Source organism: Cellvibrio sp. ARAG 10.3, assembly GCF_051846955.1.
Taxonomy (GTDB): domain Bacteria; phylum Pseudomonadota; class Gammaproteobacteria; order Pseudomonadales; family Cellvibrionaceae; genus Cellvibrio.
This window is the reverse complement of sequence record NZ_JBPYCU010000007.1, coordinates 171,040-182,430: the sequence shown is the minus strand read 5'-3', so window position 1 is coordinate 182,430 and position 11,391 is coordinate 171,040. Positions and strand designations below refer to the sequence as shown.

The following is an 11,391-nucleotide window of genomic DNA, read 5'->3' as shown; positions in this document are numbered from 1 at the left end:
CAATTCCGCCTCACCGGCAAAGACTTAACCCTGGGCCAACAAACGCCGCAAGTCGATAATGGCCGCGTTGGCACGGGAGATATAAGAAGCCATTACCAGCGAATGATTGGCGAGCATACCGAAACCACTACCGTTCAACACCATCGGGCTGAACAGGGTTTGCTGGGTTGCTTCCAGTTCGCGAATGATTTGCTGCACACTGACCTCGGCGTTTTTATTTTTCAGCACATCAGCAAAATCCACCTCCACCGCCTTCAGCAAATGGATCAATGCCCAGGCCGAGCCACGCGCTTCAAAAAAAACATCATCCAGCTCATTCCAGGGCGTCTTCACCACACCGTCATCACCCTGGTGCGGAACAAAACCCGGTTCTCCTGCCCCATCAATGTTTAAGCGCTGCTGCCCCACACTGGCACTGAGTCGCTGGGACAAATTGCCCAAGCGGGTTTCAACGGTAGATAACCAATAATTCAGGTTGTCGGCGCGCGCGAAAAACTGCGCATCTTGCGGATTGTCATCCGCCAGGCGATGCAAATAACGGCGCAGGTAATCTGCACCTTCCTGATACTGCGATTCCGAGGCGGGAAATATCCAACTGGCATTGTCAAAATTGAAACGCGGTTCAGCCAGGATAAGATCTTTATCTTCGCGGGACTGCGACTGCGAACGGCTGAAGGCTTCGCGCATTGCCTTGCTCATATCGCGCACCTGAATCAAAACGCCGTATTCCCAATTGGGCATATCATCCAGCCACAAACCTGGTGGCATGATGTCATTGGAAAGGTAACCGCCGGGCTTATCCCACAAGGTTTCGGCCACGCGGATCAGGGTTGCCGTGGTCACGGTGCCCACTGCCGGCGTGTGCTGTTCGCGGGCCAATGCCTGACGGGCGTGGTCGCGCACATCGAATAATCCCGGCGATAAACTCCAGTAGATACCCACTGCAACCGCTATCAGTAAGTAAATCGCCAATACAATCAGCACGACACGAAACCACAGACTGCTACCCGCAATATCTTCCTGGGTATCGGAATATCCATCGCGCGCCTTGCGTACACCACGCACCCATAAATTCCTGAATTTCGGTAACGCCATGTCTGCTATTCCTTTCCGTTATCCAGCCGCACTCAATGATGATGGTGCGTCTTATCAAAAATACTTTTCACCTGTGCAGTTGCCACCAATTGCTTGCCATCTGCAAAGGTTAATAACAATTGTAGCTCTTCGCCGCTCTGGATGCTGCGCTGCAAATCGAACAACATGACATGGTATGAGCCAGACTCAAATGCCACGCTGGAGCGGGGAGGAATCAGCACCGTTTCTTCACGGCGCATTTGCATCATGCCGTCTTTGGTGGTGTGGCTGTGCAGCTCAGTCCGTTGCGCCACATCCACTGCCACAGAAACCAGGCTGACAGGTTTGTCCGAGAGGTTGCGCAACGTGAAATATGCCGCCGTATGCCTGGTGCCGGGAACCGGAACATTGATATAGGCTCCGGAGACACTGGCCTGCGTAGCTACTTTGATCGATTCCTTGGCCGGTTCAGCCTTCGGCACGGTATCAGCCGGCGCCGCCGAATCAGGTTGATCTGCATGGGCCGACATGACTGAAAAAAGCAGAACTATAAACACACATTGCATGATCTTGGGCATAGGGAGAAACTCCGGCAGTAGGATTATTGCAGCCGCGGCACAAACTGGATGCGTGGCTGCTGGGCAATTCGGATATCACCACGTAACAGGAAACCGGGTACAGCCTCGCGCATCCGCTGGTAGATCCACCGCCCTTCTGCGTCATTGCGCGCGTGAATCATAACCAGATCACCACTCTCCCTGGCCAACTGAGCCAAATCATTCAATTGCGCGATGAGTCCCGGATTTTTAGCTGATAGCGCCTTGGCATCCAGCATATGTTCATTAGGTCCCGGCTTATAGGGCGTTGGGGGTTTCTGATTCGCAATCTCTTTGCGCAGGACCACCGCAAATTCTTCCACGAGCGGATTATTCGGGTCCATATCACGCGCATTTTTCAGATGCGCCTGAGCTTCGGCGTAACGACTGCGCGCCGCCGCACTGCGAGCCAACTCCAGGTAACGCAGGGTAATTGCCTGCAAACCGGTTTTGGCCTCACTGTTACCCGGATCGAGTAATAACACGGCGTGATAGCGGTCATGGGCATTGTCATTTAGCGGCATCAACAATTGGTCCTGGCTCAACGCATAATCCGCATCCGCCAGTAGACGCTTGATGTTTTGTTCACGGGTATTCAATGGCTTGGGCGCAGGACGAGACTGGGGGCTGGCCACCTGGGGAGCAGGTTTTTTCGGGGCAGGTTGCGGCGCTGTCTGGCATGCAACCAATGACCACACTGACAAACTGACAACGCACAACTGAGACATCACTTTACGCATAAAACCGGGTTCTCTGATAAAAGAAGTTCAATTAAAGCCACGCTATATGATACGAATCTATCGAAATTGCCTGAACAGAATGACAGACGGAGTAAAAAGTTGTGTGAACCAACACACCAAAGTCTGTCTAATCCGCTAGAATTTTCCGGGTGTCTTCCGCAACGGATATCTTTTTCGGGAATCAGACCGGGGCCTATACTACTAGGCAGCAGGACTCATGACATCCCCCGGCGATTCTTAGCCCGAATACATACGCAACCCACAACAAGAAATCGCTGACTATGCCCGCTCTCGTGACCTTGCCTTATCACTACCCCTCCCGATTCCTGGCTTATCTCGCCCTGATGCTCAGCTGCTTGCTGCTTTCATCGGCAAGCCAGGCCCAGGATATCTTTGATACTCCCAAACAAAGTGGCCTGGACACCAGCATTCTTGCACCAGACGATGAATTCCTGCTGGTAACGGAAGCTTTCCAGTTGGAAGCACGCCTGGAAGGTAACCAGTTGATATTGGAGTGGCGTATTGCACCGGCTTACTATTTATATGAAGAACGCTTTAAATTAAATGCCAGCAATGGTCTGACGCTAACACCGCAGTTTAATGAAGGGATAACCAAGTACGACGAGTTCTTCGCCAAGGATATGACCGTATTTTACGACAAGGCCGTATTGACTGTTGACCTGCCTGCCGACACCGTACCATTTAACCTGCAAGTAGAATCCCAGGGGTGCGCCGACGCAGGCTTATGCTACCCGCCCTACATCGATTACCTGCAAGTAGATCCGGACCAGGTCGTTATCCTGCCGCCACCGGCAGACCCGCTGACAGAGGCACCACCGGCCACAACACCCGTTGCAGAGGCACCCAGCTCGCTGGCGAAGATCGTGCTCTTCGCCATCCTTGGCGGCATCATCCTGAACCTTATGCCCTGCGTTTTTCCGGTGCTGTCCATTAAAGTTATGAGCCTGGCCCAGGCCGACCGCGAGCGTTTACCCATTCACGGCTGGGTGTACACTGCCGGTATTGTGCTGTGCTTTGTTGGCTTCGCTGGTGCCCTTTTGCTGGCCAGGGCCGGCGGTGAAGCCATCGGTTGGGGCTTCCAACTGCAGTCACCCCTGCTGATCGCCGCCTTGACCTATCTGTTTTTCGTGATGGGCTTAAGCATGTCGGGGATGATCAATATTGGCACCCGCTGGATGGGGGCAGGCCAATCCCTGACCCAGAAATCCGGACTGAGCGGTTCATTCTTCACCGGCGTATTGGCCGCTGTCGTGGCCAGCCCGTGTACCGCACCTTTTATGGGCGCCGCACTGGGCTTCGCCCTCACCCAGCCCGCCATTGTGTGCCTCGCCATCTTTGCCGCACTGGGCCTGGGTATGGCATTGCCGTTGTTACTTTTGTGTTATTTACCTGCTCTCGCCAATCGTTTGCCCAAACCCGGCGTGTGGATGGAAAACCTCAAAGAGTTTCTCGCGTTTCCCCTTTATCTCACTGCCGTCTGGTTACTCTGGGTGCTGGGCCGCCAGGCAGGCATTGATGCCAGTATGATCGTCGCGGCTGGCGCTGTGGCTATCGCCTTTGGTTGCTGGCTACTCAATCGCTCTGCCAGTGGGGCCTGGCAATGGGTACGCCGGAGCCTGATCGCCGCCGCCTGGGTTGGCGCTCTTGTCCTTCCCTGGCAGATGATTGGCCAGGCCGCCGAATCCTCGCGCTGGCAGGCGTACTCCCCGGAGCGCTTGCAACAACTGCGGGCTTCAGGCGCACCGGTCTTCATCAACCTGACAGCTGACTGGTGCCTGACCTGCCTTGCCAATGAGCGCTTGACCCTGCATACCGAAGACGTAGAACAGGCATTTGATGATTATCAGGTAGTGACACTGAAAGGCGACTGGACCAACCGCGACCCGCAAATCACCGCATTATTAGCCGAGTATGGCCGCAGCGGCGTGCCGCTCTACCTTTGGTTTCCTGCCAACGGCGAAGGCAAAGCTGAAATTTTGCCCCAATTATTGACCCCCGGCCGGCTGATTGAGTCAATTAGTGGCCAAAAGACTACTTTTAACAACTAATTTGCCGACATTGGCGGATTTTTCGCAGAGCTTCTGCAAAAGTCCGTCAAATAGCCCGGATCAGGACCACAACGTGCTGGCTTCGTGATGGAAAGCGAATAAAAGCGAGCCGCTCAAGATGGGATTAATAGGCGAACTTCCTTAATCGTGCCGCCATTTTGCAGCAATTATGCAAAATCCATGTTGAGCCGTGGACAGCAGGTTTTTTTTACGGCAAACTCGCCACACTTTCGCAGATAAATGGGATTGGTTTAACCATTTCCGGTTGGATTTGCTCATAAACCGAACTAGTCTTAGCCGATAAGCTCAAATTCGACGAAGTTTGATATAACACCCGGCGTGACGGCGACGCCCATTGGCCAGACAAACATCAAGAACAGGATCAACTGAATCCATGGCTACCATTCTGGTACTTCACGGCCCTAACCTGAACCTGCTCGGACTGCGCGAGCCGGGGATTTATGGCGCAGCAACGCTGGATTCCATCAACCAGCAACTGTCTCAACTGTGCCACGACGCCGGCCACCATTTCCTGACATTGCAAAGCAACGCGGAATACGAGTTGATCGACCGCATTCATGACGCACGCAAGGAAGGGGTAGACTTCATCCTGATCAATCCCGCCGCATTCACGCACACCAGCGTGGCGCTTCGCGATGCGCTCCTGGCGGTGGATATCCCATTTATTGAAGTGCATTTATCGAATGTCCATAAACGCGAGGCATTCCGGCACCATTCCTATTTTTCCGATGTCGCCCAAGGCGTCATCTGCGGCTTTGGCGCAACCAGTTATGAACTGGCTCTGCGCGCCGCCTTTCAATCCTTGAAGCATTAAACCTATTTCACATACAACCCTTGTTCTAGAGAGGACTCTATGGATATTCGCAAAATTAAAAAATTGATCGAACTGCTGGAAGAATCCGATATCGGTGAGCTGGAGATCAAAGAAGGCGAAGAATCAGTGCGCATCAGCCGCAACTATTCAGGCCAGCCGCAATTTATTGCTGCCCCGATGCAGGCATCCTACGCCCCTGCCCCGGCTGCTCCCGCCGCCGCGCCGGCCGCATCTGCCCCGGCCGCCAGCAGCGAAGCACCAGCCAAAGCTTCTTATGACGGTCACGTGGTGAAGTCTCCCATGGTAGGCACCTTCTATCGTTCACCAAGCCCGGGCTCACCGGCGTTTGCTGAAGTCGGCAAGCACGTCAAGGTAGGCGATGTGATTTGTATTATCGAAGCCATGAAGATGATGAACCAGATCGAAGCCGACAAAGCCGGCGTTATCGAAGCCATTCTGGTCGGCGATGGTGAACCGGTCGAATTCGACCAACCGCTCGTGACCATCGTTTAAGTTATCCAAGCCAACAAACACGCTACGGCGCTGTTTATACGAACGAGCTTAAGGAACTGGTTTATGTTTGAAAAAGTTCTTATCGCCAACCGCGGCGAAATTGCGTTGCGTGTGTTGCGCGCCTGTAAAGAGATGGGCATCAAAACGGTGGCTGTCCACTCACAGGTTGACCGCAATTTAAAACACGTCCGCCTGGCCGATGAATCTGTCTGCATCGGCCCCAACCCTTCACCGAAAAGTTATCTCAACATTCCGGCCATCATCAGCGCCATGGAGATCACTGACGCGGTGGCAGTGCACCCCGGTTACGGGTTCCTGGCTGAAAATGCTGACTTTGCCGAACAAGTGCAAAAGAGCGGCTTTGTCTTTATCGGTCCCGATCCTGACGTTATCCGTATGATGGGTGACAAGGTCGAGGCAATTAAAGCGATGAAGAAAGCCGGCGTACCCACCGTGCCCGGTTCTGATGGCCCTTTGCCGGCGGACAATGCAGAAAAATGCCTGGAGATCGGCCGCCGCATCGGCTATCCGGTCATCATCAAGGCAGCAGCCGGTGGTGGCGGGCGCGGCATGCGCGTCGTACATACGGAAGCCGCCCTGATGAACTCTATCCATGTTACCCAAGGTGAAGCCAAAGCGGCTTTTGGCGATGGCACTGTGTACATGGAAAAATTCCTGCAAAATCCACGGCACGTTGAAGTCCAGATTCTGTCCGATGGCCAAGGCAATGCTATTCACCTGGGTGATCGTGACTGCTCTTTGCAACGTCGTCATCAGAAAGTCCTTGAAGAAGCGCCAGCCCCCGGCATCCCCGAAGATGTTCGCCAGGCGACTTACGCGGCGTGCGTGAAGGCGTGCGTGGATATCGGCTATCGCGGTGCCGGTACCTTCGAGTTCCTGTATGAAGACGGACGCTTCTACTTTATCGAAATGAATACCCGTATCCAGGTAGAGCACCCGGTATCCGAGATGGTGACTGGCGTTGACCTGATCAAAGAACAGATTCGTGTCTGTGCGGGCGAAAAATTATCCATCAAGCAGTCTGACATCGTGATTCGCGGCCATTCTTTTGAATGCCGTATCAACGCGGAAGATCCCAAAACCTTTATGCCCTGCCCCGGTCTGGTTAAAAACTACCATGCGCCCGGCGGCCTGGGTGTGCGGGTCGACTCTCACCTTTACAGCGGCTATACCGTTCCGCCCAACTACGACTCCATGATCGCCAAGGTCATCACCTACGGTGAAACCCGCGAGATCGCGCTGAATCGTATGCGTAATGCCCTGGACGAGACCATCGTCGACGGTATTCGCACCAATATCCCCCTGCAACAAATGCTGGTGCGCGATACGGAGTTCCGTAAAGGTGGTGTCAATATCCATTACCTTGAGAAGAAACTCGCCAATTAACATCCGGCCGGTCACCCCTCATGGGTGACCGGCTTCTCCCCGATTCGAGATTCCCATGCCCTGGTTACAGCTCAAGGTCAAAGCAACCCGCCCCCAAACTGAAAAACTTGAAGATGCGCTACTGGCCAGCGGCGCTGTGTCGGTCACCCTGCAAGATGCCGCCGATCAACCCATCTTCGAACCCGCATTAGGCGAAACACCCCTGTGGGACGACATTCGCGTAACCGGGTTGTATTCAGCGGATATTGATATCGCCAAAGCCAGCCTGCAGGCGCAAAAGGTCTTTGGTGGTGAATTGCCCGAGCACAAATGGGAATTGTTGGAAGACAAGGACTGGGAACGGGAGTGGATGAAAAATTACCACGCGATCCGCTGTGGGGAGCGACTGTGGATTTGCCCGAGCTGGCAGCAGCCACCCGAACCGGACAAGATCAACCTGATGCTCGACCCCGGCCTGGCCTTCGGCACCGGCACCCACCCCACTACCTTTATGTGCCTGCAATGGATCGACCAACAGGATCTTACCGACACGCAGATTGTTGATTACGGTTGTGGCTCCGGCATCCTCGGTATTGCCGCTTTATTGATGGGCGCCACACAAGTCATCGGTGTTGATATCGATCCTCAAGCGTTGTTGGCCACCACTGAAAATGCTAAACGCAATAACCTGCCGGCTGATGCCATGCCCGTATATCTGCCGCCGCGCTGTCCGAAGGTGCAGGCCGATGTGGTATTGGCCAATATCCTTGCGGGCCCCCTGGCAGATCTGGCCACACAACTCAATGCATTGACCAAACCCGGCGGCAGGATTTGCCTGTCTGGCATCCTCGGTGTGCAGGCAGAGAGTGTAATAGCGGCTTATGCACCCTGGTTCGATTTTGACCCGGTGGTCAGCCAGGACGAATGGGTGCGATTGACAGCGACCAAAACCCGCTCATAATTCGCGACCACTGTTGGCGCATGCGGTAATGCGTGATACTTAACAGTCCTGCGCGGAAAAATTTACCGCGCTGGCGCCAGGAGCTACACTGATTCCACGCTGTACCTTGTCGATAACCCCAGGACAAACACCAACCTATGAGCAACATGGTTACCCGCTGCCCCAAATGCGCCACCTCGTTTCGTATCACCAGCGCGCAATTGCAATCCGCCAAGGGCGCGGTGCGGTGCGGTTCCTGTCTGCATATTTTCAAGGCGCAGGACCATCTGATCAGCGGAGCACCAACGCAAAGTCCAGCCAAAGCGGCGCCATCACCGACCGCTGCCGCCGCTAAAACGACCCCATCGACAAAACCGGCCGCCACTGCCAAACCTGCTGCCAGTACACAACCTGGCAAGGAAATACCAAAACCCGCTGCCAGGGAACCCGGTTCACATCAAACCGCCGTCAAACCAACTAGCCAGGCGGCTGCGCGCTTGGCATCTCAAACAGCCGCGACAACATCCGCGCCGCCACCAGCAAAGCCTGCGGAACAGAAACTGGCCTTCAGCCAGGAGGATATTAATCGCGAGCTGGCGCTGAGCGGTGACGACGACTTTTTGATCAGCGATGATATGGATGAACCGGATGAGACTAAGCGCTCCGACTACGAGTTCGATGGTTTTCTGGATCTCGAAAAACTACCCAAGCAAAGTGCCTCTTTGTTTGATCGGGAAATCCGTCAGAAAGAGCCTGAAAAAGATGATATTGACCCGGACGAGTCCTGGGCCATGGAATTACTTGACGAAGCTGACGAAGACACACGGCTGTCGTCCATTCAGAAAAAAAACCATGAATCAGAGGATGAAGGGTTCAGGGCTGATGAACGATTAAGCGATACCCGCACCGAAGATGATTCTGACAACTCCCCCGAACCGCAGCACAGCAGCCGCCCGTCAGCCGTTCCGTTTAAAGGTCCGGTTTTTAATATTGTGGCCGAAAAAGATGAAGCGCCGGAGGAAGCCGAAGAGATTCACGCCCAGCCTTACAATGAAAACCAGCTTTACCAGCAGGCATTGGCAGACAATCACAAAGATGATTCTCGCCTGCGTGCGTTTGACACGTCCCGCGCTGCACTGCTGATGAATATCATGCCGGAACCCGTGGAGATGACCACGCGCTATGACCGGCAGCGTTCAGCCAAACGTTTATGGGGTGGACTATCGGCGCTGCTGGTGCTGGTACTTTTTATCCAGATCGCCTGGCTGCAGTTTGACAACCTGAACCGCACCGAACCTTACCGCAGCTTTTATGCAAGCGTGTGCTCAATGCTGGGCTGTCAGCTGCCCGCCCTGGTCGACCGCAGTAAAATCCGCGCCTACAACCTGGTGGTACGCAATCATCCCAAGCTGGAAAACGCGTTGATTGTAGATGCCATCCTGTTGAACAACGCCAGCTTTCAACAACCCTTCCCCGACCTGATCCTGGCGTTCAGCACGATTGATGACATACCGGTCGCGTCACGACGCTTCAAGCCTCAGGAATACTTGCGCGGCGAGTTGGCCGGCAGAAGTCTGATGCCGCAAAACCAGCCGGTTCACCTTACCCTGGAACTGGTCGATCCGGGCTCCGAAGCGGTGAATTACCACGTATATATTCCCGAATAATCTACCGGCAATATTGACAAACCGCTCGCCTGCACCTGCTGCTGTCGAGCGCTCAAAAAAACGCCACTTTGCGCAATTTCCACGTTCCCATCAGCGATGCAAACAGGTATCATGGCGACCCTTTTACGCAGGTGCCTTAACGCAGAAAATCCATGGGCCAGAGGTTGTGAGTCCTAGTGCGGGATAACAGCTTTGGCACGACGCTGGCGACAGCGAGATCCTCCATCATTTTTTTGCAATCTGCTCATCCTGTGGAGCGCCATGTGTTCCGGATAGGTCCCTATCAGATCGACAGCCAGGTCATCCTCGCGCCCATGGCCGGGGTAACCGACCGCCCCTTTCGGCAATTGTGCCGCCAACTGGGTGCGGGGTTGGTTGTGTCCGAAATGGTGACCGCCAATGCGGAACTCTGGGGCAGTCGCAAGAGCAGTTTGCGCCTGGACCATCGCGGTGAAGTCGCGCCGATATCGGTGCAGATTGCTGGCGGTGATCCGGAGATGATGGCCGAGGCAGCGCGCCTGAATGCGGACAACGGAGCCCAGATTATTGATATCAATATGGGCTGCCCCGCCAAAAAGGTCTGCAAGAAAGCCGCCGGCTCGGCCTTGTTAAAAGATGAACAATTGGTAAACGATATTCTGCGCGCTGTTGTCTCAGCCGTGGATATTCCGGTGACGCTGAAGATTCGCACCGGCTGGAGTATGGAAGACCGCAACGCCCTGCGCGTTGCGCGAATCGCACAGGACAATGGTATCGCCGCCCTCGCCATCCACGGACGCACCCGCGCCTGTGGTTTTACGGGGGCGGCGGAGTACGACACGATAGCCGCCGTGGTGCAGGCTGTTGATATACCGGTGTTTTGCAACGGTGATATCGACTCGGCACCCAAGGCGCGCCAGGTGCTTGAGCATACCGGCGCGCAAGCGGTGATGATCGGACGGGCCGCTCAAGGGCGGCCGTGGATTTTTCGCGAAATAGCACATTACCTGCGTACAGGTGAACAATTACCTGAACCCTCTCTGACGGAAGTCAGGGAAATTCTTTGTAGCCATCTGCGTGAACTGTACGACTTCTATGGCGATGTAATGGGGCCGCGTATCGCTCGCAAACATGTGGGCTGGTATCTGCAAACCGTCGCCGGCAGTGAGTCGTTTCGCCAACAGTTCAATCGTCTCGACAACGCAGAAGAACAACATGCCAGCGTTCAAACGTTCTTTGAACAGCTGATTACGAAAGAGGATATAGCGGCATGAACACAGCAACTTTTATGACAGAAGCCCCAGCCACCACCAGCCCCGCCAACGGCTTTGCCCAGGCAGCGCAATCACAATCACTGCGCGGTTGCGTTGAACAAGCGATGGAAAATTATTTCCAGAACCTGGACGGCCAGCCGGTGAGTGATGTCTACGACATGGTGATGGCTGAAGTGGAGGCGCCCATGTTGGAGATCGTGCTCAAGTACACGCGTCACAACCAGACCCGCGCCGCACAAGTGCTGGGTTTAAACCGCGGAACCCTGCGTAAAAAATTAAAGCAATACGGCCTGCTCTAAGGCGGTATCGCGGAGCGCG

11 protein-coding genes are annotated in these 11,391 nt (G+C 54.6%); 8 read left to right on the top strand and 3 right to left on the bottom strand.

Annotated features, from left to right (window positions below):
* Window positions 1–24 precede the first annotated feature (24 nt).
* The 3 genes from ACSV5M_RS11240 to ACSV5M_RS11230 are packed head-to-tail and all read right to left on the bottom strand — an operon-like array spanning window position 25 to window position 2,410.
* Window positions 25–1,095: a DUF2333 family protein gene (locus ACSV5M_RS11240; protein ID WP_439176286.1), complete on the bottom strand. Its 1,071-nt coding sequence runs from the start codon at window positions 1,093–1,095 to the stop codon at window positions 25–27.
* A 32-nt stretch (window positions 1,096–1,127) separates the two neighbouring features.
* Window positions 1,128–1,652 carry a copper chaperone PCu(A)C gene (locus ACSV5M_RS11235; protein WP_439176285.1) on the bottom strand — a complete coding sequence of 175 codons (525 nt, stop codon included), beginning with the start codon at window positions 1,650–1,652 and terminating at the stop codon, window positions 1,128–1,130.
* A gap of 23 nt (window positions 1,653–1,675) precedes the next feature.
* Window positions 1,676–2,410, bottom strand: coding sequence for a hypothetical protein (locus ACSV5M_RS11230; protein WP_439176284.1), 735 nt, complete (start codon window positions 2,408–2,410; stop codon window positions 1,676–1,678).
* 281 nt (window positions 2,411–2,691) lie between these two features.
* Between ACSV5M_RS11230 and ACSV5M_RS11225 the strand changes: the two genes are divergently transcribed.
* From ACSV5M_RS11225 to fis, 8 genes are all read left to right on the top strand, one after another.
* Window positions 2,692–4,479, top strand: a complete 1,788-nt coding sequence (locus tag ACSV5M_RS11225; protein WP_439176283.1) for a protein-disulfide reductase DsbD family protein — start codon at window positions 2,692–2,694, stop codon at window positions 4,477–4,479.
* Window positions 4,480–4,873: 394 nt separating this feature from the next.
* Window positions 4,874–5,314 carry a type II 3-dehydroquinate dehydratase gene (gene aroQ, locus ACSV5M_RS11220; protein ID WP_439176282.1) on the top strand — a complete coding sequence of 147 codons (441 nt, stop codon included), beginning with the start codon at window positions 4,874–4,876 and terminating at the stop codon, window positions 5,312–5,314.
* A gap of 39 nt (window positions 5,315–5,353) precedes the next feature.
* Complete coding sequence (accB, locus tag ACSV5M_RS11215) at window positions 5,354–5,827, top strand: acetyl-CoA carboxylase biotin carboxyl carrier protein (RefSeq protein ID WP_439176281.1); 474 nt, start codon at window positions 5,354–5,356, stop codon at window positions 5,825–5,827.
* A 63-nt stretch (window positions 5,828–5,890) separates the two neighbouring features.
* The gene (gene accC / locus ACSV5M_RS11210) at window positions 5,891–7,234 is read left to right on the top strand and encodes an acetyl-CoA carboxylase biotin carboxylase subunit (RefSeq protein WP_439176280.1); all 1,344 of its coding nucleotides are present in this window, start codon (window positions 5,891–5,893) and stop codon (window positions 7,232–7,234) included.
* A gap of 55 nt (window positions 7,235–7,289) precedes the next feature.
* Window positions 7,290–8,174 carry a 50S ribosomal protein L11 methyltransferase gene (gene prmA / locus ACSV5M_RS11205; RefSeq protein WP_439176279.1) on the top strand — a complete coding sequence of 295 codons (885 nt, stop codon included), beginning with the start codon at window positions 7,290–7,292 and terminating at the stop codon, window positions 8,172–8,174.
* Between the two features lie 137 nt (window positions 8,175–8,311).
* Window positions 8,312–9,820, top strand: a complete 1,509-nt coding sequence (locus tag ACSV5M_RS11200) for a DUF3426 domain-containing protein (RefSeq protein WP_439176278.1) — start codon at window positions 8,312–8,314, stop codon at window positions 9,818–9,820.
* Window positions 9,821–10,083: 263 nt separating this feature from the next.
* Window positions 10,084–11,073, top strand: coding sequence for a tRNA dihydrouridine synthase DusB (dusB, locus tag ACSV5M_RS11195; RefSeq protein WP_439176277.1), 990 nt, complete (start codon window positions 10,084–10,086; stop codon window positions 11,071–11,073).
* Entirely contained in the window at window positions 11,070–11,372 is a 303-nt protein-coding gene (gene fis / locus ACSV5M_RS11190) for a DNA-binding transcriptional regulator Fis (protein ID WP_087468612.1), read from the top strand. The genes dusB and fis overlap by 4 nt, the downstream gene beginning before the upstream one ends.
* Window positions 11,373–11,391 lie beyond the last annotated feature (19 nt).